This is a genomic window from Microbacterium sp. NPDC055988 (genome assembly GCF_042269505.1).
Classification (GTDB): domain Bacteria; phylum Actinomycetota; class Actinomycetes; order Actinomycetales; family Microbacteriaceae; genus Microbacterium.
The window spans coordinates 205,121-228,995 of sequence record NZ_JBHJXY010000001.1; the positions used below are offsets into that span (position 1 = coordinate 205,121).

The 23,875-nt window shown below is 70.2% G+C and carries 23 protein-coding genes; 5 read left to right on the forward strand and 18 right to left on the reverse strand.

Annotation, left to right across the window (positions count from 1 at the left end):
• Nucleotides 1–2: 2 nt before the first annotated feature.
• Nucleotides 3–1,001: an aldo/keto reductase gene (locus tag ACFC14_RS01050; protein WP_376100646.1), complete on the reverse strand. Its 999-nt coding sequence runs from the start codon at nucleotides 999–1,001 to the stop codon at nucleotides 3–5.
• A gap of 67 nt (nucleotides 1,002–1,068) precedes the next feature.
• On the opposite strand from ACFC14_RS01050, the gene ACFC14_RS01055 reads away from it, so the two are divergent.
• A complete protein-coding gene (locus tag ACFC14_RS01055) occupies nucleotides 1,069–2,496 on the forward strand; it encodes a PLP-dependent aminotransferase family protein (RefSeq protein WP_376100648.1) in 1,428 nt (475 codons plus the stop codon).
• 111 nt (nucleotides 2,497–2,607) lie between these two features.
• On the opposite strand, the gene ACFC14_RS01060 is transcribed toward ACFC14_RS01055, so the two are convergent.
• On the reverse strand, nucleotides 2,608–3,126 hold the full coding sequence (locus tag ACFC14_RS01060; protein WP_136041027.1) for an Lrp/AsnC family transcriptional regulator: 519 nt from the start codon (nucleotides 3,124–3,126) through the stop codon (nucleotides 2,608–2,610).
• A gap of 102 nt (nucleotides 3,127–3,228) precedes the next feature.
• On the opposite strand from ACFC14_RS01060, the gene ald reads away from it, so the two are divergent.
• Nucleotides 3,229–4,314 carry an alanine dehydrogenase gene (gene ald / locus ACFC14_RS01065; protein ID WP_376100650.1) on the forward strand — a complete coding sequence of 362 codons (1,086 nt, stop codon included), beginning with the start codon at nucleotides 3,229–3,231 and terminating at the stop codon, nucleotides 4,312–4,314.
• 181 nt (nucleotides 4,315–4,495) lie between these two features.
• Nucleotides 4,496–5,695, forward strand: coding sequence for a pyridoxal phosphate-dependent aminotransferase (locus ACFC14_RS01070; RefSeq protein ID WP_376100652.1), 1,200 nt, complete (start codon nucleotides 4,496–4,498; stop codon nucleotides 5,693–5,695).
• Nucleotides 5,696–5,827: 132 nt separating this feature from the next.
• Here ACFC14_RS01070 and ACFC14_RS01075 read toward each other — a convergent pair whose 3' ends face one another.
• The 13 genes from ACFC14_RS01075 to ACFC14_RS01135 all read right to left on the reverse strand — a co-directional run bounded on the left by ACFC14_RS01075 (nucleotide 5,828) and on the right by ACFC14_RS01135 (nucleotide 17,903).
• On the reverse strand, nucleotides 5,828–6,229 hold the full coding sequence (locus ACFC14_RS01075; protein WP_376100654.1) for a VOC family protein: 402 nt from the start codon (nucleotides 6,227–6,229) through the stop codon (nucleotides 5,828–5,830).
• Between the two features lie 46 nt (nucleotides 6,230–6,275).
• A complete protein-coding gene (locus tag ACFC14_RS01080; RefSeq protein ID WP_376107048.1) occupies nucleotides 6,276–7,409 on the reverse strand; it encodes a UDP-N-acetylmuramate dehydrogenase in 1,134 nt (377 codons plus the stop codon).
• A 13-nt stretch (nucleotides 7,410–7,422) separates the two neighbouring features.
• Nucleotides 7,423–7,821, reverse strand: coding sequence for a MaoC/PaaZ C-terminal domain-containing protein (locus ACFC14_RS01085; RefSeq protein ID WP_136041032.1), 399 nt, complete (start codon nucleotides 7,819–7,821; stop codon nucleotides 7,423–7,425).
• Complete coding sequence (locus ACFC14_RS01090; RefSeq protein WP_376100656.1) at nucleotides 7,821–8,300, reverse strand: MaoC family dehydratase N-terminal domain-containing protein; 480 nt, start codon at nucleotides 8,298–8,300, stop codon at nucleotides 7,821–7,823. Before ACFC14_RS01090 ends, ACFC14_RS01085 begins: the two co-directional genes overlap by 1 nt.
• A 47-nt stretch (nucleotides 8,301–8,347) precedes the next feature.
• On the reverse strand, nucleotides 8,348–9,550 hold the full coding sequence (locus ACFC14_RS01095; RefSeq protein WP_376100658.1) for a glycerate kinase: 1,203 nt from the start codon (nucleotides 9,548–9,550) through the stop codon (nucleotides 8,348–8,350).
• A 119-nt stretch (nucleotides 9,551–9,669) separates the two neighbouring features.
• Nucleotides 9,670–11,313: an SLC13 family permease gene (locus tag ACFC14_RS01100; RefSeq protein ID WP_376100660.1), complete on the reverse strand. Its 1,644-nt coding sequence runs from the start codon at nucleotides 11,311–11,313 to the stop codon at nucleotides 9,670–9,672.
• Entirely contained in the window at nucleotides 11,310–11,969 is a 660-nt protein-coding gene (locus ACFC14_RS01105; protein WP_136041035.1) for a response regulator transcription factor, read from the reverse strand. Before ACFC14_RS01105 ends, ACFC14_RS01100 begins: the two co-directional genes overlap by 4 nt.
• Nucleotide 11,970: 1 nt before the next feature.
• Entirely contained in the window at nucleotides 11,971–13,533 is a 1,563-nt protein-coding gene (locus ACFC14_RS01110) for an ATP-binding protein (RefSeq protein ID WP_376100662.1), read from the reverse strand.
• Entirely contained in the window at nucleotides 13,526–13,843 is a 318-nt protein-coding gene (locus ACFC14_RS01115) for a hypothetical protein (protein ID WP_376100664.1), read from the reverse strand. Before ACFC14_RS01115 ends, ACFC14_RS01110 begins: the two co-directional genes overlap by 8 nt.
• 70 nt (nucleotides 13,844–13,913) lie before the next feature.
• On the reverse strand, nucleotides 13,914–14,711 hold the full coding sequence (locus ACFC14_RS01120; protein WP_376100666.1) for a sulfite exporter TauE/SafE family protein: 798 nt from the start codon (nucleotides 14,709–14,711) through the stop codon (nucleotides 13,914–13,916).
• A 51-nt stretch (nucleotides 14,712–14,762) separates the two neighbouring features.
• Nucleotides 14,763–16,310, reverse strand: coding sequence for a tripartite tricarboxylate transporter permease (locus tag ACFC14_RS01125; RefSeq protein WP_376100668.1), 1,548 nt, complete (start codon nucleotides 16,308–16,310; stop codon nucleotides 14,763–14,765).
• The gene (locus ACFC14_RS01130; RefSeq protein WP_376100670.1) at nucleotides 16,310–16,879 is read right to left on the reverse strand and encodes a tripartite tricarboxylate transporter TctB family protein; all 570 of its coding nucleotides are present in this window, start codon (nucleotides 16,877–16,879) and stop codon (nucleotides 16,310–16,312) included. Before ACFC14_RS01130 ends, ACFC14_RS01125 begins: the two co-directional genes overlap by 1 nt.
• A gap of 1 nt (nucleotide 16,880) precedes the next feature.
• Complete coding sequence (locus ACFC14_RS01135; RefSeq protein WP_376100672.1) at nucleotides 16,881–17,903, reverse strand: Bug family tripartite tricarboxylate transporter substrate binding protein; 1,023 nt, start codon at nucleotides 17,901–17,903, stop codon at nucleotides 16,881–16,883.
• A 163-nt stretch (nucleotides 17,904–18,066) separates the two neighbouring features.
• Here ACFC14_RS01135 and ACFC14_RS01140 point away from each other — a divergent pair, with 163 nt between their 5' ends.
• Both ACFC14_RS01140 and ACFC14_RS01145 read left to right on the forward strand, forming a co-directional pair.
• Nucleotides 18,067–19,287 (forward strand): PAS domain-containing protein, encoded by a 1,221-nt coding sequence (locus ACFC14_RS01140; protein ID WP_376100674.1) that lies wholly within the window; start codon nucleotides 18,067–18,069, stop codon nucleotides 19,285–19,287.
• A 91-nt stretch (nucleotides 19,288–19,378) separates the two neighbouring features.
• A complete protein-coding gene (locus ACFC14_RS01145) occupies nucleotides 19,379–20,953 on the forward strand; it encodes an AMP-binding protein (RefSeq protein WP_376100676.1) in 1,575 nt (524 codons plus the stop codon).
• 36 nt (nucleotides 20,954–20,989) lie between these two features.
• On the opposite strand, the gene ACFC14_RS01150 is transcribed toward ACFC14_RS01145, so the two are convergent.
• Genes ACFC14_RS01150 through ACFC14_RS01160 form a run of 3 tightly spaced genes read right to left on the reverse strand, consistent with a single transcriptional unit; the run spans nucleotide 20,990 to nucleotide 23,873 of the window.
• Complete coding sequence (locus ACFC14_RS01150) at nucleotides 20,990–22,423, reverse strand: FAD-dependent oxidoreductase (RefSeq protein ID WP_376100678.1); 1,434 nt, start codon at nucleotides 22,421–22,423, stop codon at nucleotides 20,990–20,992.
• Nucleotides 22,420–22,704 (reverse strand): 2Fe-2S iron-sulfur cluster-binding protein, encoded by a 285-nt coding sequence (locus ACFC14_RS01155; RefSeq protein WP_376100680.1) that lies wholly within the window; start codon nucleotides 22,702–22,704, stop codon nucleotides 22,420–22,422. The genes ACFC14_RS01150 and ACFC14_RS01155 overlap by 4 nt, the downstream gene beginning before the upstream one ends.
• Nucleotides 22,701–23,873 carry an NAD(P)/FAD-dependent oxidoreductase gene (locus tag ACFC14_RS01160; RefSeq protein WP_376107051.1) on the reverse strand — a complete coding sequence of 391 codons (1,173 nt, stop codon included), beginning with the start codon at nucleotides 23,871–23,873 and terminating at the stop codon, nucleotides 22,701–22,703. The genes ACFC14_RS01155 and ACFC14_RS01160 overlap by 4 nt, the downstream gene beginning before the upstream one ends.
• Between the last annotated feature and the right edge of the window lie 2 nt (nucleotides 23,874–23,875).

Genomic DNA, 23,875 nt, shown 5'->3' on the forward strand with positions numbered 1-23,875 from the left:
GCTCAGCGCACGTCGCCCGGTTCGGCGTCGAGGCGCTCGCGCACCTCGGCATCCAGCACCAGGTCGGCAGCCCCCAGCGCCTCTTCCAGCTGCGCCAGCGACGACACCCCGACGACGGGGATGACCGGGACCTCACCACCGAGGAGCCACGCGAGCGCGACCTGATTCGGCGTCGCGCCGATCTCGGCCGCGATCTCGTGCAACAGCCCACGGCGAGCGTGGCTGCTCGGATGATCGACCCCGCCCCACAGCGGCTTGTCGAGACGCGCGATCCCACCCTGATGCAGCGGGGAGTACACGGTGATGGCGAGCGGCGGCCGCTCCGGAGTACCGGTGGATGCCGCGTAGTCGAGCAGGTCGGGCGTGACGAAGTTGTTCCGCCCGACGCGCGGCGCGGGATACAGGTAGCTGTACTGCTGCTGCACCACGCCATAGGGGGCGATGCCCTGCCGCTGCGCCTCCAATCGCGCTTCGACCACGCGCCAGGTGGGCACGTTCGAGATGCCGGTGATGCCGACGAGGCCTTGTTCCTGAAGCTCACCGAAGGCACCGACCGTCTCGGTGAGAGCCACATCACGGTCGTCGACGTGGCCGTAGAGGACGTCGATGTGGTCGATGCCGAGATGGCGGGCACTCTCCGGCGCCTGCCGACGGATGACCTCGGCCGAGAGTCCCTCGAAGTTCGTCGGCGGCGTGTTCGACAGTGGCTTCGACGGATCCTTCTGCGCGGCGCCGAGCTTGGTGGCGATGCGGAGCGCGTCGCGATTGCCACGGTCGCTCATCCAGCGCCCGAGCAGATCTTCGCTGTCGCGGCCGGCACCACCCGCCCAGAGGCTGTAGTTGTTGGCGGTGTCGATGAAGGTGCCGCCCGCCTCGACGAAGCGGTCGAGGATGGCGCGTGAGGTGTCCCCGTCGGTGCGGGTGCCGAAGTTCATGGCTCCCAGGCACAGGGTCGAGACGTCGAACGAGGTGCGGCCATCGGAGAGGGTGCGGTACTGCATGTTGTTCCTTTCTCAGGGATGGCTCCACGGTAGGGAGTGATCGGCTCGGAGATACACTCCAATCACGATGCAGAACACCAGACCGATTCTCGCGTGGGAGACGCTCCTCGACGTCGACTCGGCGAGCGGATCCGACGTTGCCGGACCGCTGCGGGACCGAGTGGAGAACGCGCTGCGCCGCGCGATCGACGAGGGTCGCCTCTCCCCCGGCGCCGCCGTGCCGCCCAGCCGCACTCTCGCGGAGACGCTCGGCGTCTCGCGCTGGGTCGTGACCGAGGCGTACGGACAGCTGGTGGCCGAGGGAGTGCTGGAGGCCAGGACCGGATCGGCCACCCGCGTGGCGGAGCGGCAGGAGATGCCGGAGGCCACCCGGGGCATCGAAAATCCCGTGCCGCGCGACCCTGCGCCCGCATCCGCACCGCCCATCCGCTACGACCTGCGTCCGGGCATCCCCGACCTGCGCGCCACTCCCCGATCGCGGTGGGCGGCAGCGCTGCGCGCCGGCCTCGCCGACCTCCCCGATCGCGAGCTCGCCGCCGCGCACCCTTCCGGCTACGCACCGGCGCGCGAGGCGGTCGCCGCGTACCTCTCGCGCTCGCGGCACGCGGTCGCCGACGCCACCCGGATCACGATCACCCACGGCGCCACCGACGGCATGGGACTGCTCGCCCGTGAACTGCACCGCCGCGGCCATCGGACGATTCTCGTGGAGGATCCGAGTTGGCCACGCCTGCGCATCGTCGCCGAAGACAACGGCCTGCGCCCGATTCCGGTGCCCGTGGACGGCGACGGCATCGACACCGGGCAGCTGCGCTCGCTCACATCCGGCACCGGGGCCAGGGCCACCCTCGTGACTCCCGCCCACCAGTTCCCCCTCGGCGCGGCGCTCGCCCCCGCCCGCCGCGAGGAGCTGGTGCGCTGGGCCCGGGATCACGACGCGCTGGTGATCGAAGACGACTACGACGCCGAGTTCCGCTACGACCGCCGTCCCGTTCCCGCCCTGCAGCGCCTCGCGCCCGACCGCGTCGCGCTCATCGGTTCGCTGTCGAAGTCGGTCTCGCCCGCGCTGGGCCTCGGATGGATGCTGCTCCCTCCGGACATCGCTCCCGCGCCATCCCCGAGCACCCCTTCGCTGATCGACCAGGCCGCCCTCGCGCATTTCGTCACTCAGGGTGACTTCGAGCGGCATCTGCGCGCCTCGCGCACGCGCTTCCGTCGCCGCCGGCAGCGACTGCTCGACGCCCTGACGATCGAACTCCCCGAGTTGTCGGTCGCGGGCATCTCCGCCGGCATGCACCTGGTGCTGACGCTCCCGTCGCATGTTCCGGCTTCCGCCGTGGTCGATGCCGGTGCCTCCGAGGGGCTGGCTCTCACTTCGCTGCGCCGCTACACCGACGCGACCGATCGCCCGGACGCGCTGGTCCTCGGATACGGAGATCTCGACGATGCCCTCGTCGAGGAGGCGGTCGCTCGCCTCGCCGCCCTCGTCCGATGAAGGCTCGGGCCGCACATACCCACAACTCCGGTCGCACTTTCTGCCGGATGTCGCGCGTCGAAGCGACAGAAACTGCGACCGGAATCGAACTCGAGGCGTTCGACGCCCGTCTCAGCGGAACGAGGCCGCGACGGAGTTGCGGTGGTAGTCGAACACGATGCTCGTGCGGGTGGAGGCGACGCTGCTCTGCGCCGAGAGATGCTCGAGCACGAACTCGCGCATCTCGGACGAGTCGGCGACCGCGATGTGCAGCAGGAAGTCATCGTCGCCGCCGAGGAAGAAGACCTGGATCACCTGCGGCAGCACGCGCACGCGGTCCGCGAACTCGACGATGCTCTCGCGCCGTCCGCTCGGGCGCAGGGTGACCCCGATGACGGCCTGGAGCCCGGCACCCAGCATCCGCTCATCCACACTCGCGTGGAACCCCGTGATCACGCCGCGGTCGACGAGAGCCCGCAGCCGGGTGTGGGCGGTCGAGGGCGCGACGCCGAGGCGACCGGCGAGCTCGGCGTTCGTCATGCGTCCGTCGGCCGTCATCAACTGCACGATCCGCGCATCGATCGCGTCGAGGGCGGGCGCCCGAACGGTGTTCGGCTCTGAGGCTCCTGAAGTCGTCTCCATACGAAGCATTATTCAGGATGCTGCCTCATATCGAATGATCTTCAGTGATTCTGTTGTTCCGTCGATGTTTCTGCGATCCTGGTGCCGCACCGCATCAACCCAGGAGGATCAATGAAGATCGGCGTCCCCACCGAGGTCAAGAACAACGAGAACCGCGTCTCCCTCACCCCCGCCGGCACCGATCGTCTGGTGCACGAGGGCCATCGCGTGCTCGTGCAGTCCGGCGCGGGCCTCGGCTCGCGCATCACCGACGACGACTACCGCGCAGCCGGCGCCGAGATCGTGGCGACCGCCGCCGAGGCCTGGGGCGACGCCGACCTCGTCATCAAGGTCAAGGAGCCGATCGCGCAGGAGTACGGATTCCTGCGCGCCGACCTCACCCTCTTCACCTACCTGCACCTCGCCGCCGACCGCCCATTGACCACGGCGCTCGTGGATGCCGGCACCACCGCCGTCGCCTATGAGACGGTGCAGCTGCCCGACCGCAGCCTGCCGCTGCTCGTGCCCATGAGCGAGATCGCCGGACGGCTCTCGGTCGTCATGGGCGCGCACTCGCTGCTGCGCTCGCAAGGCGGCCGCGGGATGCTGCTGGGCGGGATCGCCGGCACCCCGCGTGCCAAGACGGTCGTGATCGGAGGCGGCGTCGCCGGAGAGCACGCGGCTGCCAACGCGCTCGGCCTCGGATCGAAGGTGACGGTCGTCGATGTCTCGCTGCCGCGTCTGCGCGAGCTCGAGCACCGCTACGGCGGAGCGCTGGAGACCCGCGCGTCGAGCCGCTACGACATCGCCGAAGAGCTCAAGACGGCCGACCTCGTGATCGGATCCGTGCTGATCCCCGGCGCGGCCGCCCCCAAGCTCGTGACAGACGACATGGTCGCCGCGATGAAGCCCGGCTCGGTGCTGGTCGACATCGCGATCGACCAGGGCGGATGCTTCGAAGGCTCGCGGCCGACCACCCACGACGACCCGACGTTCGCGGTGCACGACTCCATCTACTACTGCGTCGCGAACATGCCGGGCGCTGTTCCCGAGACCGCGACCCGCGCGCTGACGAACGCGACCCTGCCCTACGTCTCGGCCATCGCCGGCAAGGGCTGGGCGCAGGCCGCGGCATCCGACCCCGCACTCGCGAAGGGTCTGAACGTGCAGGACGGACGCATCACGCTCGACGCGGTCGCCCGCGCGCACGGCCTCTGAGGAGGAGATCCTCCGGGGCGGCGCGGGCAGCCGCCCGAACCTGAGGGGTCAGAACACGCCGCACCCCCACTCCCCGATACGGCGTGTCCTGACCCCTCACGGGGGCGCTGCGGCAAGAATCGGCGATCTTGCTGGCGTCATCGCCCGCGCAACGCCCGAGCCCCCGAGTACGCTCGTAATCGTGACCGAACGCGCTCCTCTCTCCCGCAAGCTGTCCGCCATCGCCGAGTCCGCGACCCTCAAGGTCGACGCCAAGGCCAAGGCCCTCAAGGCCGAAGGCAAGGACGTCATCTCGTACGCCGCCGGCGAGCCCGACTTCGCGACGCCGCAGTTCATCGTGGATGCCGCCGCCGAGGCTCTGGCCGACCCGGCGAGCTACCGCTACACGCCGGCTCCGGGCCTTCCGGCGCTGCGCGAGGCGATCGCCGCGAAGACCCTGCGCGACTCCGGCCTCGAGGTCTCCCCCAGTCAGGTCATCGTCACCAACGGCGGCAAGCAGTCCGTCTACCAGGCCTTCCAGGCGGTGGTGAACCCCGGCGACGAGGTGCTGCTGCCCGCGCCGTACTGGACCACGTACCCCGAGGCCATCCGCCTCGCCGACGGCACGCCCGTTGAGGTGTTCGCCGGCGCCGACCAGGAGTACAAGGTCACGGTGGAGCAGCTCGAGGCCGCCCGCACCGCACGCACCACCGCGCTCGTGTTCGTGTCGCCGTCGAACCCGACCGGCTCGGTCTACACCGCCGACGAGACCCGGGCCATCGGCGAGTGGGCACTCGAGCACGGCATCTGGATCATCAGCGACGAGATCTACCAGAACCTCACATACGAGGGCGTGAAGGCCACCTCGATCGTCGAGGCCGTTCCCGAGGTCGCCGGTCAGACGATCCTGGTCAACGGCGTCGCGAAGACCTACGCCATGACCGGCTGGCGCGTGGGCTGGATGGTCGGCCCCGCCGACGCCATCAAGGTGGCCGGCAACCTGCAGTCGCACCTGTCGAGCAACGTGAACAACGTGGCGCAGAAGGCGGCGATCGCCGCGCTCAACGGCCCGCAGACCGAGGCCGAGCAGTTCCGCGAAGCATTCGACCGCCGCCGCAAGCTCATCGTCTCGGAGCTGTCGAAGATCGAGGGCTTCGTCGTGCCGAACCCACTCGGCGCGTTCTACGTCTACCCCGACGTGCAGGGTCTACTCGGTCGCACCTGGGGCGGCGTCACGCCGACCACCTCGCTCGAGCTCGCCGACCTCATCCTCGAGCAGGCCGAGGTCGCGGTCGTCCCCGGCGAGGCCTTCGGCCCCTCCGGCTACATCCGCATGTCGTACGCCCTGGGCGACGACCAGCTGCTCGAGGGTGTGCAGCGCCTCCAGCGACTGTTCACCTGATCCGCGGAAGCACCGATCCGGTGCGCCGAAGCCCCGCTTTATCGCCGAGACCCCCTCTTATGCGCGTCGCGAAGAGGGGGTCTCGGCATCTACCCGGGGCTTCGACGTCCAGCCCAGACCTCCTGGCCGCGATCAGTCCTCGGGGTGGAAGCCGATCAGCCAGCGGATGCCGTAGCGGTCGACGAGCGTGCCGTCGAAGTCTCCCCATGGGCGCTTCTGCAGAGCGTCGATCACTCGGCCGTCGGCAGCGAGTTTGTCGTACCACCCCGTGAGGGTGAGTGCATCGGCCGTGCCGAGCAGCGAGAGGAACATCCCGCTCATCTGCACGGCGTCGTCGTCGGCTCCGGCATCGGCACCGGCGAGTTCGACCGGCCCGCTCAACTGGCCGTGCGCGATGGCGTCGTCAGGCCCGTCGCGTCGCCCTGCCTGGGCGTAGTCGAGCAGCTGCAGCTCGCCGCCGAACACCGAGCGGTAGTGACGCAGCGCCTCTGCGGCATTGCCGGGAAACAGCAGGTACGGGATCAATCCGCTCATGCCGCGAGTGTAGCCGCGACCGCCGACGCCCTACAGGCGGATCGCCCTAGAGCTCGACGCCGACCAGCACCGGCTCCGGTTGCAGCACGAGACCGAACTCGGCGTGCACTCGGCTCTGGATGAACCGGGCGAGCTCGGCGACCTCGGCCGCCGTCGCGCCGCCGCGGTTGGTCAACGCGAGCGCGTGCTTCGTCGACACGGATGCGCGGGAGCGCGGGAGCTTGAACCCCTTGCGGATCCCGGCCTGTTCGATCAGCCAGGCTGCGCTCACCTTCACGTCCGAGACGGTCGCCGGCTTCGAGAGCGGGACCTGGCCGTCGTAGGAAGCGAGCGGGATCACGGTGACCGCATCGAGATCGGGGGCGACCGGCCAGCGCGGGCACTCCGGCGGCAGCGCGCCGGCCACGGCCGCGGTCACGATCGCGTTCTGGAAGAAGGAGCCAACGCCGTGGGTGTCGGGGTCGGCCTCGTCGAGCAGCATGCCCTTCGATGCTCGCGTCGCGAGAATGCGCTCGCGCACCCAGCTCAGCGGGACCGGGGTCTCGTCGGTGAGCCCGAGCGCACGACGCAGCTGCTCGCCGCGTACGACGCGTTCGCTCGCGATCGCCAGGTCGACGGTGACGGAGAGGATCACGGCACGTCGCAGGGGCACGCTGCCGTGGTGATGCTTGAGGACGGAGGTGCGGAAGCCCAGTCCGAGGTCGGCCGCGGGAACGGTCGAGATCTCACCGGTCGACTCGTCGATGAGCTCGACCTCGACCAGCGTCTCCTGGATCTCCTGCCCGTATGCGCCGATGTTCTGCACGGGAGAGGCGCCGACCGTACCCGGGATCCCGCTCATGGCCTCGAGGCCGGCGTAGCCGTGCGCGACCGCGTAGGCGACCAGGTCGTCCCACGAGTGCCCGGCCTGCGCGCGCAGACGGATGCGGCCCGCATGCGGGGACGGCAGCTCTTCGATGCCCTCGGTGCGCACACGGATGACGGTGCCCTCGAAGGGCTCGTCGCCGACGAAGAGGTTGGAGCCGCCGCCGAGGACGAACCACTCGTCGCCGCGCGCCCACGTATCGCGAAGCGCCTCGATCAGGCCCTCGGTGGTCGTCGCCTCCTGCATCCGCTCGGGCGCGGCGCCCGTGCGCAGCGTGGTCAGCTCCGCCAGTCGGACCGGCTCGATCTCCCGCATCACCGCGTCCTCATCAGACGGCGACGCGCAGCTGCGCCTTGACGAGCACCGTGGTCTCGCCGAACGTGACCTTGAGGTCGATGCGCGCGACCTCGTCATCAACCGCACCGACCGTGGCGACGACGGTGATGTCGGCACCGTCGACCGGGTCGACGACGACCGGCTTGGTGAAGCGCACGCCGTAGTCGAGGATCTTCGTCGCCGGGTCGAGGGCTGCGACGACCACCGACGAGGCGATGCCCATCGTGAGCATGCCGTGCGCGAGCACGCCGGGAAGTCCGACGGATGCGGCGACATCGTCGCGGTAGTGGATCGGGTTGAAGTCTCCGGATGCTCCCGCGTAGCGCACGAGGGATTCGCGGGTGAGATGCACGGTGCGCTCGGCGACCACGTCTCCGACGGTGTAGCCCATCAGGCGGCCTTCCCTTCGTCCGTGCTCTCGGCGGGCTCCTCGGCCCCGACGAGCAGCACGCTCGTCGCAGTAACGACGTGGTCACCCGCGGCATCGCTGATCGCGGCCTCGCTGGTGATCATGGCGTTGCCGCCCATCATCCGGATGCCGGTCACGCGCAGCTGCGCGGTGAGCTCGTCGCCCGCCACGATCGGTCGCGTGTAGGTGAAGCGCTGCTCGGCGTGGATCGTGCGGGCGAGCACGATGCCCGAGTCCTCCTGCGCCAGCAGTTGCTGAAGCGTGAGGTCCTGGATCACCATCGCGAACGTCGGCGGTGCGACGACGTCGGAGAAGCCGGCCGCGCGGGCGGCCTCCACGTCGGTGTGCTGAGGGGCGTCGGCGAAGACGGCGCGAGCGAACTCGCGTACCTTCTCGCGGCCGACGAGGTAGGGGGCCGTCGGCGGGAACTCCCGGCCGACCAGTTCTTGGTTCACTGCCACCCCTCGATCCTACCGAGGGGTGGCAGTGAAGCAGGCCGCGAGGGGTGTCAGGCTGCCCGCGCCGACATCGCCGATCCGAGAAGGACCATCCGCATGCAGCGTTCAGCAGCGTCGCGCAGCAGTCCCTCCCCCTGCTCCACTGCCTGCTCCAGCGGCATGGGCACCGTGATGATCGAGGCGATCGCGCCGATGCCGATGTCGTGCACGGTCGGAGCCCCGACGCCGAGGGAGCCGGCGATGCCGAGCACCGGCACACCTGCCACTCGAGCGCGCATCGCGATCTCCGCCGGCACCTTGCCGCGGGGCGTCTGGAAGTCGATCGCGCCTTCGGCGGTGATGACGAGATCGGCGGCGGCCATCAGGTCGTCGAGCGCGTCGGGCAGCAGACCGCCGTCGAGCAGCACTTCGAAGCGCGGAAGGAGGCCTGCGCCGAGCACGGCAGCGAGTCCGGCGCCCAGTCCGCCGGATGCTCCCGTGCCGCCGCCGGTGCGCACATCCATCGCCGCGCCGTACGGGCTCTGTGCTTCCAGCACACCGGCCCAGACGTCGAGGGCGTCCGCGAGCTGGTCCACCTGATCCGGGGTCGCACCCTTCTGCGGACCGAACACCCTGGCCACGCCTCGGGGTCCGCACAGCACGTTGTGGATGTTGCACGCGAGCACGATCTCGACCTCGCCGATGCGCGGGTGCAGGTCCGTGAGATCCAGGTGCGCGGCTTCGACGAGGTGCCGTCCACCGACGGGAAGCGGCTTCCCGTCACGATCGAGGATGCGCGCACCGAGCGCTTCGAGCGCACCCGCACCGCCGTCGCTCGTGCCGGAGTCGCCGCACCCGACGACGATGCGCTCGACACCGGAGTCCAGCGCCGCGACGATGAGCTCTCCGACCCCGCGGGTGGTGGTCTCCCCCGGATCGCGCCGGTCCCGCGGCACGAGTCGGAGTCCCGCCGCAGCGGCCATCTCGACGACGGCAGTATCGCCGGCATGGCCGCCGAGCCGCGCCCAGTGCGCGTCGACAGGATCGCCGACCGGTCCGGTGACCCGCGCAGCGACCAGTTGGCCGCCAGTGGCCGCGGCGAGCGCGGCAGCAGTGCCCTCCCCACCGTCCGGCACGGGATACTCGTCGACCTGGACGCCGGGGATCACCCGACGGACGCCGGCCGCGATCGCCTGCGCCACGATCTCGGCACTCAGGCTCTCCTTGAAGCCGCTCGGCGCGACCAGGATCCGCTGCGGGGTGTGGATCGACATGATTCCTCCTTCTGCGCCCAAACGGGCGACGACCGCCCGATGTTCGGGCACGACGAACAGCGGTGCGCCGACGGCGCACTCGGGATGATTGCGGGTGGCTATGGGGCGATCACCGCGACTCAGAGCAGCAGCGGCAGCCCCATGAGGGGCCAGACCCACAGCGCGAAGACGACGACCAGGATGAACATCGCCGGTGCCAGCAGCACCGACAATCGACGCAGATCCTGCGCCGTGAACCCTCCCCTGACGATGTCGGGGTCGGCGAACATCGCGACCGGCTTCGCCGAGCTGGGCAGCGTGTGGCAGAAGCCGGCGGCGGCAGTCGAGGCGAAAGCCGCCGCCATCGGGGAGACACCCAGCGCCGGGGCGAGGGCGATCACCACGGGGATGATCGCGGCCGAGCGCGCAGACCGGGACGGGATCAGCAGGTGCGCGGCGATCGAGAGAGCGATGACCACGATCACGAAGGCGACGGCTCCCGCGGCCCCCAGGCCGCGGAGCGGCGCGAGGGCCGACGAGCTGAGCCAGGCCGCGGCGCCCGTGGTGGTGAGCGCGGAGGCGAGAGCGAGGGTGGCGGCGAGGAACAGGAGCAGAGACCACGGCACACGTTTGATCGCGGCCGGAAAGGTGAGACAGCCGATGCCGGGTGTGACGGCGGCGACGGCGCCGATGAGGGCGACCAGGGCAGGAGGCAGGTGATGCAGCGGCTCGGTGCTCCAGAGCAGGATCACGCCGCCCAGCAGCAAGGCCGCCCGACGCTCCATGGCACTGAGCGGGCCTGTCACCGCCATCGAAGCGGAACGGCCGATCTCGGCGGCATCCACGCGCAACGGCGTCACGCGGTCCTCGGGGCGCAGGAAGCGCCAGAGGATGAGCTCGCAGGCGAGATGCGACGACACGAGGGCCAGGGGCAGCCCGAACCAGAGCCAGCTCAGGAACGTGAAGCCCTGCTCGCCGGCTGCCCGCAGCAGCTGGTCCGTGATGACATGGGCACCCGCGCCGAGCAGAGATGCGACGGCCGATAGCAGCACGACGGTCGGCATCAGCAGCGCCAGGGACCGAATCACGCGCTCGCGTCCGGGAAGGGTCGCGGACACGGCCGTGAACACCGGGACGGCGAGCGCCGCACGCCCCGAGGTGGCGGGGACCGCGAAAGCGGTGACAGTGAGGGCGACGGTCGTGAGGTGAAAGAGACTCCGCGGTCCCCGCGCGAATCGGAGCAGATGCGAGGCTCCGCGCAGGGCGAGCCCCGAGGACGAGACGGCGGACGCGATCACGAATGCGCCGATGAGCAGCCAGATGGTCTCGTCCCCCAGCGACGCGAAGAAGTCGCTGGCCGGGAGCACGCCCGTGACGATCAGGGCGATGGCCGCGAGGAAGGCCACGAGCGTGTCGTCGAGGCGCGTGGATGTCCAGGCCCACACCGCGAGCAGGAACACCGTGACCGTGATCGTGATCGGCAAGGTGATCGAGCCCGGCCCCGAGGGAGACGCGATCGACGACAGGGCCAGCGCGATACCGATGGCGAAGACGAGTCCGAGGGCCACGAGGCGAAGGACGCTTCCTCGCCGAGGCCGAGCCACCGCGAGACGTCGCCCGGACGAGCGGCGCCCGGACGAGCGGCGCCCGGACGAGCGGACCCGATCCGGACGTCGCCCGGCGGGCAGGGCGTAGCGCTGCGGCGGCACCGTCGTGAAACGTGCACGCTCTCCCGGGCCACGATCCAGGCTGGCAGCGGACTCTGCATGCGTCTGCTCGGTCATCGGAATCGGTATCCCGCCCCGCGGACGGTCTCGATGCGATCGACGCCGATCTTGCCGCGCAGGGCCCGCACGTAGACATCGACCACGTTGGATGCCGGATCGAAGTCCATCCCCCACACGTGCCCGATCAGCTGGTCCCGAGACAGCACCTGCCCCGCATTCTGGAGGAACACCTCGAGCAGCGAGAACTCCCGCGAGGTGAGCTCGCGCATCTCTCCGTCGACGGTGACGGTGCGGGCGCGGACGTCGACCCGGACGTCGTCGTGAGTGAGGACGGGGCCCGCCGCGCGCCCCTCTCCGTCACCGATCCGCAGTCGCACGCGAGCGATGAGCTCGGCGAACTGGAACGGCTTGGTGACGTAGTCGTTCGCACCGCTCTCGAGCCCCCGCACGGTGTCGATGACCGAGTCGCGGGCGGTGAGGATGATGACCGGAGTCGTCACGCCCTCGCCGCGCAGGTTGGCGACGACGTCGAAGCCGTCCATGCCCCCGAGACCGATGTCGAGCAGCACCAGGTCGAACATGCCGCTGCGCGCCATCAGGAGAGCGCTGTGCCCATCGTCGGCTTCGGCCGTCTCGTAGCCGGCCGCGCGGAGACCGCGACGGACGAACGAGGTGATGTGCGGGTCGTCTTCGGCGATCAGGATGCTGCGCATCTCACACGCTCCTCTCTGCGGCGGCGTCCTGCCGCTCATCGGTGGCGGCCGGGAGGTCGATCCCGAAGGTGGCGCCCTCGCCGAGCACGCTGTCCACCCACGCCGAGCCGCCGTGACCATCGGTGATGGCACGCACGATCGCCAGCCCCAGTCCCGACCCGCGCCGCACGCCGGAGCTGTCACCCCGCGCGAAGCGCTCGAAGATGCGCTCGGCATCGGCAGCCGCGACGCCCGGACCGGAATCACGAACCCACAGCCGCAATCGCCGCTCGGCACCCTCGCCCTCGAAGCGAGAGCCGATCAGGATGCGGTCGCCCTGTCCAGTGACCTGCACCGCATTCGCCGCGAGCTGCAGCACCGCCTGGGTGACCCGCTGAGGGTCCAGCGGCGCGACTCCCTCTGCGACCTCCATGAGCTGCCAGCGACGATCGCCGAGGTTCTGCGCCTTCGCCTCGATGTCGAGGGTGAGCGCCGAGACCTCGCAGTTCGCGACCCGCACGAAATCAGGCTGCTCTGCCCGCGCGAGGACGAGGAGGTCGGTGACGATACGGCTCATCCGGTCGAGCTCATCGCTCACGAGCCGCAGGGTCGCCGCACGCTCCTCGGGTTCTTCGCTGAGCAGCTCGAGCTGCCCCCGCACGATCGTGATGGGCGTGCGCAGTTCGTGCCCGGCGTCGTCCACGAAGCGCTGCTGCGTCGCATGCACGGCTTCGAGGCGGTCGAGCATCTGGTTGAAGGTCGTGGCCACCGCAGCGATGTCGTCCGTGCCCTCGACCGGAACCCGGGCGCTGAGGTCGTGCTCGCCGATGTCGCGGGCGACGCGGTAGACCTCCCGTACCGGTGCCAGGATCTGACCGGCCACGAGCCAGGCGACACCCGAACTGAGGAGGATTCCCACCAGCGCCACCCACGCGATCGTCGTGAACTCCGCGTCCACCTGGGCACGCGCCTCCTGCGTGTACTGCACGATCAGGATCGCCCCGGAGCGGTCTCCCGCCTCGAAGTCGAGCCGCCCCCATCGCAGCGGACCGGCCTCCGGCGACTCGGTTGCTCCAGAGGCCGCCGTCTCACCGAGCAGCGTCGTCACGAGCGCCTCGCCGCCGGGCACGGCCGACAGCGTCGAGGGGTCGGTCGCCGCCGTACGACCGTTCGCGATCGCGACGACTCCGCCCTCCATCGTCCCGATGACGACCTCGTCCTCGTGCACCGACTGGTGTGCGAGGTACTCGCTCAGCATCGCCTCGGCTGTGCTGTGTCCGCTCCCCGCGGCATCCGAGGCGAATCGCGAGAACTCGGCCGCTTCCTGCTCGATCTCGGCATTCGCCGCCTGCTCGACGCTGGCGAGGAAGATCCCCCGCCCGATCATGCCGACGGCGAGGATCGTGATCACGGTGCTGAGGATGATCCACAGGGTGATCCGCCAGCGCGCAGGGAGGGTGCGCCGGCGGAGCGTGCGCAACGGGGCTCCCGCGACGATGTGGCCGCGAGGCGGCGGAATCGGCTGGCGTCCCGCCGGTTTCTCGTTCGCACCGATCGCGAGCGGCAGCGTGGGAGCGTCAGTCATCGTCGCCGCCATCATCATCATCGTCGTCGTCGCCGATCGGAGCGGGGGCGGGAGCGGGCGCCGGCGCGGGGGCGGGAGCGGGGGCCGGCGCCGGGGCGGGAGGCAGCACCGGGCTGCTCTTCGTCGGCGCACCCGACGGTGCAGGAGCGGGTGGGGGCACCGGGGCCGTCGGGTCCAGTTGCACCGACACGGGCTCGGGCGGTATCCGCGGCGACGGCGGCATCTGCGCCAGCACGACGCTGCCGACCGCGAACGCCACCGGGATGGCGATCAGGGCACCGGGGATCAGGAGGCGTCGGGGGCTGGTCATCACCCCATGATGTCGGGCGATGATGAGACGCAGATGAGCCGAGGATGAAGATCCTTTCATCCTCAGGTGGTCAGGCGCGCTTGCGCCCCCGGACGGCCTTGATCGCCATCTGCACCGCGATCACGACGAGGTATGCCGCGAACAGCATGTTTCCCAGCGTGGGGTCGACGATCGTCGCCAGCCACGCCCCGAGCGCGGTCGTCGTACAGGCCGAGACGCCGATGAGCACGGCGGCGAGCAGGTCGACGTTGCGGTTGCGGAGGTTTCCCACGGTTCCCGAGATCGCGGTCGGGATCATCATCAGCAGCGAGGTTCCCTTGGCGACCAGGTCGCTCGTGCCGAAGGCGAGCATCAGCACCGGGACGACGATCACGCCGCCGCCGACGCCGATCAGCCCCGCGAGGATGCCGGTGCCGATGCCGACCCCGACGAGCGCGATGCCGGTCAGCCAGGTGAGCTCGAAGGCCGCGTCACGCGAGGGGATCACCAGGAACAGGCTGACGATCACGACGACGAGGAAGCCGACGAAGCCCCACCGCAGCGCGGTCTGCGAGATGCGCGGCAGCAGCCGCGTGCCGATCTGCGCGCCCACGACGGCCCCCGCCGCCAGGATGATGGCGGGGATCCAGGCCACTGACCCCGTCGTGGCGTACGAGATGACCCCGACGCTGGCCGTCGGCACGATCGCCGCGAGCGAGGTCCCGGCCGCGAGTCGCTGATCGAAGTGCAGCAGGAGCACCAGCAGCGGGACGATGACGGTGCCGCCGCCGACGCCGAAGAGTCCGGAGAGGAGGCCGGCGAGAAGGCCGATGCCGATGAATGCTGTGTAGGCGCGAGGCCCTCGTGCGGGGGCCTGTACGTCGCTCACCGGATCAGCCTACTCGCGGCCGCCTCCCCTCTCGAACCGCCCGCCTCGAACTCAGACCTCCGAGTCGGCCTTGATCGGCACGGCGATCGACTCGGTCAGCGCCTGCTCGTACCGGCGCTGCCGTCGACGCAGCCACAGCCCGCCGACGATCAGGAGCGCGAGCACACCGTAGGCGATCGCCGCGAACGGCTGCATGACCAGGGTGCTCAGGTCTCCCTGGCTCAGTTGCAGCGCCTTGCGCAGCTGTTCCTCGGCCATCGGCCCCAGGATCATCCCGACCACCAGTGGCGCCACGGGGTAGCCGTAGCGCCGCATGAAGAAGCCGAGGATGCCGACGATCAGCAGGATCACGATGTCGGTCGGCGAGCTGTGCAGTGCATACGCGCCGAAGACGGCGAAGAGCAGGATGCCCGCGTAGAGGTACGGCCGCGGGATCTGCAGCAGCTTCACCCACATGCCCACCAGCGGAAGGTTGAGCACGATCAGGATGACGTTGCCGATGTACAGGCTCGCGATCAGGGCCCACACCAGGTTCGACTGGCTCTCGAACAGCAGCGGCCCCGGCTGGATGCCGTACGACTGGAACGCCGTGAGGATGATCGCCGCGGTGGCCGTCGTCGGCAGGCCGAGCGTGAGCAGCGGCACCAGCACGCCGGCGGCAGCCGCGTTGTTCGCCGACTCGGGACCCGCGACGCCCTCGATCGCGCCGCGTCCGAACTCGTCGCGGTGCTTCGACAGCTTGCGCTCGGTCGCATACGACAGGAACGTCGCGACATCCGCACCGCCGGCCGGGATGGTGCCGATCGGGAAGCCGATCGCGGTTCCCCGCAGCCACGGCTTCCAGGAACGACGCCAGTCCGCCTTCGTCATCCACGACCGCCATCCGCGCGTCACGGGGATCACATCGACGCCGCCGTGCCGCAGTCGCGCGGCGATGTAGAACGTCTCCCCGACAGCGAACAGGCCGACGGCGACCAGGACGATGTCCACGCCGTCGGACAGAGCAGGGAGTCCGAGCGTGTACCGCTGCTGCCCGGAGAGCCAGTCTGTGCCGACGAGACCGAGGAACAGGCCGACGCCGAGCGAGAGCATTCCGCGGGAGACCGAGCTGCCGATCAGTGCACCGACCGTGATGAACGCGATGACGATGAGGGCCACGTAGTCGGCAGGCCCGAGGTTCACCGCTAACTGCGCGAGCAGCGGGGCCAGCATCGTGAGTCCCAGGGTCGCCAGGGTGCCGGCGATGAACGATCCGATGGCCGCGGTGGCGAGCGCCGCTGCACCGCGCCCCATCCGAGCCATCTTGTTGCCCTCGATCGCCGTGACTATCGACGCCGACTCCCCCGGTGTGTTCAGGAGGATGCTCGTCGTCGAGCCGCCGTACATGCCGCCGTAGTAGATGCCCGCGAAGGTGATCAGCGCGGCGGCGGGGTCGAGCGTGTAGGTGAGGGGAAGCAGCAGCGCCACCGTCATGGCGGGGCCGATGCCCGGGAGCACCCCGACCGCGGTGCCGACGAAGACGCCGAGGAAGGCGAACGCGAGGTACTGCGGCTGCAGCGCCGTCGCGAAGCCCTCCAGGAGCAGGGTCCAGCTGTCCATCAGAACATCCTTCCGAGCCAGCCGAGGGCAGGACCCCAGGGCAGCGACAGTCCGAGCAGACCGCCGAAGACGACCTGGATCACGAGGGCTACGACGATGCCGATGAGGAACGCCATCCACCACCGCTTGGCGGCGAGTGACCACGCGACTCCGCCGAACAGCAGGGCGGCCGCGGGGGCCCATCCCAGCGGCTCGATCAGGAGCAGATGCGCGACGACGAGTCCCGCGAGCTTGGCGAGGGTGACCCAGTCCGTCGGGAGGCTCTGATCGACATCCTCCGCCTCCTCCGCACCTCCGCGCTCCCCACGCAGCACGCCGATCAGGACGGCGACCGCCGAGGCGAGCAGGATCACCGAGACGAAGATCGGGAAGACCGTCGGCCCGGCCTTCATGCCGACGGGGACATGGATCCGGAAGATGCCGACCACGGCGAAGACGCCGAGGGCGACCATGATGCCGGCGAATACGAGCTCGCCGATGGGGACGGAGGGAGCACGGCGTGCGAGCCGGCGGTCATGGCCGTCTCGCACGCCCCGCTGCTCGGTCCCCGACGATGCGGGGATCGTCATGTCACTGCACCAGGCCGATGTTCTTCAGCGTCGCCGTGACCTCTTCGATGTCCTCGGTGAGGAACTCGTCGAACTCGGCTCCGACCAGGAACGCATCGCTCCATCCCTTCGTCTCCAGCTGTTCGGTCCACGCCTCGGACTCGTGCAGCTCGGTGATCACGCGCACCAGCTCGTCCTTCTCCCCGTCCGAGATGCCCCCGGGCGCGATCACCCCGCGCCAGTTGGTGAGCACCACGTCGTAGCCCTCCTCGGTGATGGTCGGCACGTCCGGGAGCTGCGGGACCGGCTCCTCGCTCGAGACCGCCAGCGCACGGAGGTCGCCGCTCTCGATGTGCTGAGCGAACTCCCCCACGCCGGAGATGCCCGCCGCGACCTTGCCTCCGATGAGCAGCGGGACCGCCTCGCCGCCGCCCGAGTTCGGGGTGTAGTTCAGCTTCTCCGCGATCTCCGCACCGTCGAGGCCCGCCTCCTCGAGCATGAGTCCGGCGAGGATGTGATCGGCGCCTCCGGCCGAGCCGCCGGTGATCGTGACCGACTGCCCGTTGTCGGCGACGTCCTCCACCAGATCCTCGAGCGTGTCGTACTTCGAATCCGCGGGGACGACCACGACGAGCGGCTCGTCCGTGAGACGGGCGATCGGCGTCGTGTCCTCGATCCGCACTGCCGAGGCGTTCGTCTCGACGGCTCCGACCATCACGAGCCCCATCACCATGAGGGTGTTCGGGTCCTTCTCGTTCGCGAGCTGCGCCAGGCCCACGGTTCCGCCGGCACCGCCGACGTTCGTCACGGGCGCCGAGCTGACGATGTCCTCCTCGGTGAGCACTTGCGACAGGGCGCGACCCGTCTGGTCCCAGCCTCCGCCGGGGTCTGCGGGGACGACGATCGAGACGTCCGTGACAGCCGCGACATCGGCGTCACCGCCGTCGCCGTCGCCGTTCGCCGTGCTCCCTCCGGCGCACGAGGTCAGTGTGAATGCGGCCACCGCCGCGAGTGCGGTCAGGGTGGCGATGCGTGCGTTCTTCATGTGCGCTCCTCCTTGAGCGTTCGTGCTGCTGTCCGTCCATCCTGGGAGGACAGCCGCCATCGCTCAAGCTTCGGAAACCATTGGTCGGAGTTTCGGAACTATTGGTCGGAGACGGTGTCCGCCCGGGCTCGCGGGGCACTGACGCAGGCGCGACAATGATCAGGTGGCCTCGAAGATGACGCTCCGCGTGCAGCTGCTCCTGCTCCAGGCGCTGATCGTGTTCCTGGTGACCCTGGCGACCGGCATCGTGGCCGGGGCCTTCCAGGAACAGGCTCTCCGCGAGGCCTACAAGGATCGGATGCAGGCGGTGGCGCAGTCGGTGGCCGCGCTGCCGACCGTCCTCGACGCCTTCGATGATCCAGAGCCCTCGACCACCATCCAGCCGATCGCCGAGGTCATCCGCGAGGCGTCCGATCTCGCGTATGTGGTCGTGGCCGACGAGGACGGCATCCGCTACTCGCACCCGAATCCGGACCGCATCGGCGAGGAGGTCTCCACCGACCCCTCGATCCCCCTCTCCGGTGAGATCTTCGTGGGCACGCAGACCGGAACGCTCGGCACGTCCTGGCGGGTCAAGGTCCCGATCCGTGACGACGACGGCATCGTCATCGGCACCGCGTCGGTCGGGATCCTCGAGTCGGAGCTGAACGAGGAATTCACCGCGAACCTCGCCTGGCTGATCTCGGCGATGCTCGCCGCCGCCGTGTTCGGGGTGTTCGGCTCGGCGTGGGTGACCTCGATCATCCGTCGTCGTATCTACGGCCTCGAGCCCCATCAGATCGCTGCGCTCGTGAAGAACCAGGAGACCACGCTGCACGGTCTCAGCGAAGGCGTGATCACGGTGGACGGAGGCGGGCGGATCACGCTGGTCAACGACGCCGCCGCGCGATTCCTCGGCCGGGATGCCGCCGACCTCGACGGCGCTCCCGCCGCGGATATGCTGGGCGCCGAGCTGACGACGGTGCTCCGCGAGGGCGAGTCGGCGGGGCGGCCCGTGATCATCGGCTCCCACGTGCTCGTCGCGCGAAGTACCGGCAGCGACGCGGACGGCGGCGGCATCGGGGCGACTCTGCTGCTTCGGGATCACACCGAGCTGCACGACGTCGTCCGCCGCGTCGAGGCCGCGGATGCGATCATCGCGTTCCGGCAGCGGTTCGGAGTCCCCAAGGGACTCAGCGCCGAGACCCTCGACCGTGTCTCCGCGGCGCTCGCGGCGCGCCCAGATGCCTCCGCGACGGAGATCGGCGAGGACGTCGACATCTCCCGGGTCAGCGCGCGACGCTACCTCGAGCATCTCGCGAGCACCGGTCGAGCGATCCGCACACTCGACTACTCGACGAAGGGCCGTCCGAGCACGCGCTACCGGCTGAACGGCGCAGTCTGACCCTTCCGACCTCTGGGACCCGGTGCCGTTGTGTGCGACACTGGATCGCATTCGACGACGACGTCGGCACCCCCGGATCGAAGGAGATCTCATGGTTCGCAGCGCATATCCCGATGTGGAGATCCCTGAGGTCTCCATCCACGAGTTCCTCTTCGGCGGGCTCGACGAGACCGAGCTCGACTCGATCGCGCTGATCGACGGGGTGAGCGGGGCGACCACGAGCTACCGGCAGCTCGTCGGACAGATCGACCTCTTCGCGGGAGCCCTCGCCGCCCGCGGGGTGGGCGTGGGGACCACGGTCGGGGTACTGTGCCCGAACATCCCCGCGTTCGCGACGGTGTTCCACGGCATCCTCCGCGCTGGGGCGACGGCGACCACCATCAACTCCCTCTACACGGCGGACGAGATCGCGAATCAACTCACCGATGCCGGGGCGACCTGGCTCGTGACGGTCTCCCCGCTGCTCCCCGGGGCGCTGGCGGCTGCGGAGAAGCTCGGCCTCGCCGCCGACCACGTGATCGTCCTCGACGGAGCGGAGGGGCATCCCTCGCTGCCCGCGCTGCTAGGTGAAGGGCATCACGCACCGGAGGTGTCGTTCGATCCCGCGACGCACCTGGCCGTCCTGCCCTACTCCTCGGGCACGACCGGGCGACCGAAGGGCGTGATGCTCACGCATCGGAACCTCGTGGCCAACGTGTCCCAGTGCCGGCCCGTTCTCGGCGTCGGCGCGAGCGACCGACTCCTCGCGGTACTTCCGTTCTTCCACATCTACGGCATGACCGTGCTGCTGAACTTCGCGCTCCGGCAGCGCGCCGGACTCGTCACGATGCCGAAGTTCGATCTGCCCGAATTCCTCCGCATCATCGCCGAGCACCGGACGACCTGGGTGTTCGTCGCGCCCCCGATCGCGGTCGCCCTGGCGAAGCATCCGATCGTCGACCAGTACGACCTCTCGGCGGTGAAGGTGGTCTTCTCCGGTGCCGCTCCGCTCGACGGCACTCTGGCGTCTGCAGTGGCGAACCGGCTCGACTGCATCGTCACCCAGGGGTACGGCATGACCGAGACCAGCCCGGCCGTGAACCTCACCTCCGAGACGCGCACCGACATCGACCGCTCGGCCATCGGTCCCCTCGTGCCCAACACCGAGGCGCGGCTGGTCGATCCGGAATCGGGCGAGGACGTGGCCGTTCCGGCTGAAGGCGCCAGCGAGCCGGGCGAGCTCTGGGTGCGCGGCCCGCAGGTCATGGTCGGCTACCTGAACCGCCCCGACGCCACGGCCGAGATGCTCGACGCCGATGGCTGGCTGCACACCGGCGATGTCGCGACCGTCACCCCCGATGGCATCTATCGCATCGTCGACCGGCTCAAGGAGCTCATCAAGTACAAGGGCTACCAGGTCGCCCCCGCGGTGCTCGAGGCCGTGCTGCTCGAGCACCCCGCCATCGCCGACGCCGCCGTGATCGGTGCGCTCGACGAAGACGGCCAGGAGGTGCCGAAGGCCTTCGTGGTGCGGCAGCCCGATGCCGACCTCGACGCGGATGCCGTCATGGCGCACGTCGCCGCCCACGTCGCCCCGCACGAGAAGGTGCGACAGGTCGAGTTCATCGACGTGATCCCGAAGTCCAGCTCCGGGAAGATCCTCCGCAAGGATCTGCGCGCCCGCTGACCCCGCGGTCGGCGCTCACCCGGGTGCCGACCGCGCTCAGTCCGCGTCGAGGAGGTCGGCGTACGTCTGCAGCGACACCGGCTTGACGGGCAGCTGGGCGGCGAAGCGACCGGCCTCGGCCGCGGTCCCTCCGCGCGCGGCGGCGACAGCGCCGGCCACGGTCGTCTCGCAGTACCGGCCTTGGCAGGGCCCCATGCCCGTCCGGCAGCTCAGCTTGACCGCGTCCACGGTGTCGGCATGCCGGTTCCCCTCGAGGAATCCGTCGACGTCCGATCGCGGGATCCCTTCGCACCGGCAGACCGTCGTCGCCGGTGTGGCGAGCGCCGTGAGCCCGGGTCGCTCGGGCGCGAACATCCGCTGCACGACCGCGGCGAATCGTCGGGCACGACGCAGGTCCCGGTCGATCGCACGCGCGCGGACGGCCTCGACGGGTTTGCCGAGACCGGCGGCGATCGCCGCCGCAGCCGCGGCCCCCTCCGCCCGTGACTGCTCGGCGCCGGAGACGCCGGTGGGCTCGCCCGCGACGAAGACCCCGGGCACGCCCGTCTCGAAGTTCCCGTCGACGTCCACCAGCCACCCACCGGCGGCGGAATCCCAGCGCACCGGGCAGCCGAGCTGACGCGCGAGCTCGGTGGACGCCTGGAACCCGTAGCCGAGAACGACGGTCCGCGCCGGAACGTCGCGCTCGCGGCCGCGCACGCGCCACGCCCGGTCGGCCTTCGCCAGCCGGACGCCACTCACCCCGCCGTCGCCGACGATCGCGGTGGGGACCGTCGACGTCGCGATCCGGACACCGTGTCTCACGAGCGTGAGCACGCAGCCGGCGAGCTCGGCCAGCAGGCGCACATGCCCGGGGACCGCCGGAGCGGCGAGGAGCATCTCACGCGGTGAGGGCAGTCCGCGAGCGAAGACCACCTCCGTCACCTCTGCCCCCGAACGGACCAGCTGGGCTGCCACGATCAGCATCAGCGGATGCGATCCGGCCAGCACGACCGGGCCCGCTGCGCGCAGGTGTTGCGCCTTCAGGAGCCCCTGTGCCGCGCCGGCCATCAGCACGCCAGGCATCGTCCATCCCGGGATCGCGACGGGCATGTCGTAGGCACCTGTCGCGATGAGCAGCCTCCGGGCGTGCGCGCGCCGCGACCCCTGAGGACCCGTGACGAGCACCTCGAAGTCTTCACGGCCGGTCGAGCGCGCATCGAGCACGCCGAACACGGTCGACTCGAACCACCAGTCGATGCCGGTGGCCCCGTCGGCACCCGCGAGCAGCTTCGCCGCCCAGGGATATCCGACCGGAGATCGCACCGGCTCGTCGAACTCGACGGGCGGCTGACGGAAGATCTGTCCGCCCGCGGCGCGCTGCTCGTCGATCACGACCACCCGAAGACCCTGCGCGTCGGCCTGGAGCGCCGCGGCCAGACCGGCCGGTCCTGCCCCGACGATCGCGAGGTCGTAGAGGTCGACGCTCATGCGTCGGTCCGCACGTTCATGCCGTCGCGGACGGTGGTCAGACAGGTGCGCGTCATCGCGACGCCGTCGACCGTGATCGCGCACTCGAAGCAGGTGCCCATGTTGCACAGCGGCGCGCGCTGCTCGCCGCCGCCCCGACGCGCGAAACACCGCTCACCCTCGGCGAGCATGGCCGCCGCCACGGTCTCCCCCGCGGCAGCGCGCACCGATCGGCCGTCCACGACGAAGGACACGTCCAACCGTCGCGGCACCGCGCGATCGGCGAGGGGCTGGTCGTTCATGCCATGACTCCGAATCTGTCCGGGGCGTAGGGGTGCAGGTCGATGTGGGGTGTTCGACCGGCAGCCAGGTCGCAGAGGGAACGGGCGAAGCTCGGGCCGAGGGTGAAGGCCGATCCGCCGGTGGCCACGAACATCCCCGGACAACCGGGCACCTCTCCCACGAGGGGCAGCTGATCCGGGGTGATCGTCGTGGTGCCCGCCCACGACCGCACGATGGGCAGGCGGGCCGTGCCCGGCACCACGCCGATCGCCGCGCGCGCATTGCCCACGATGGACTCGGGCAGAAGGCGAGGACGCGTCTCCAGATCCGGGTGTCCCCCGCTGCGGCTGAGCGCCGCGGGCCAGCCCCCGCCGATCAGCACCGTGCCGTCCTGCGTCTGCTTGAGCGAGAGCTTGGCGCCGGCGTGCTGGATCAGGTGGCCGATGAACGGCTCGACCGGCGCGCTCACGCTCATCATGAGAGCCAACGGGATGGTCGGCAGATCGGCTCCGGCGAGCGCGCCAACCTCGGTGGTCCACACTCCCGCCGCGATCATCACCGTGTCGGCGTGGATGCTCAGCGTCGAGTCCGGCCCGGCGCCGGTGATCTTCCAGCCGTGTCCGTCGCGCTCGAGTCCGGTCACGCGGGTGTGCGTGCGGACTTCGGCGCCGAGCTTCACGGCACCCCGCACCAGCGCTGGCCCCGCGGTGCGCGTCTCGGCTTTGCCTTCGATCGGGCAGAACGCGGCTGCGAGCACGGACGGCGACAGGTAGGGCGCGATACGCCGCGCCTCATCGCCGTCGAGGAGCGTGACATCCAGCCCCCACTCCTGCTCGAGACCGACCTTGCGCTCGAGCACCGCGACCTGCTCCGCCGTCTCGGCGAGCATGAAGCCGCCGCGCTGAACGACGCCGACCGATTCGCCCAGTTCGTCGCCCAGCCGGGTCCAGGCCTCGGCGGCATCCAGATGCAGGGGCATGGCCGCGGCGGCGGTTCGTGCCGACTCCCACCCGTTCTCGACCATCCGATACTCGAGCTGGAAGTGCAGGCTGCCGGCGTTCTGGCCGGAGGCGTGCTGGTTCAGCTGGTCTTTCTCCAGCAGCAGTACGGAAGCGCCCTCGCGTGCCAGCATCCAGGTCAGCGCCCCGCCGAGCAGGCCACCGCCGATGACGACTGCGTCGTACCGCATGC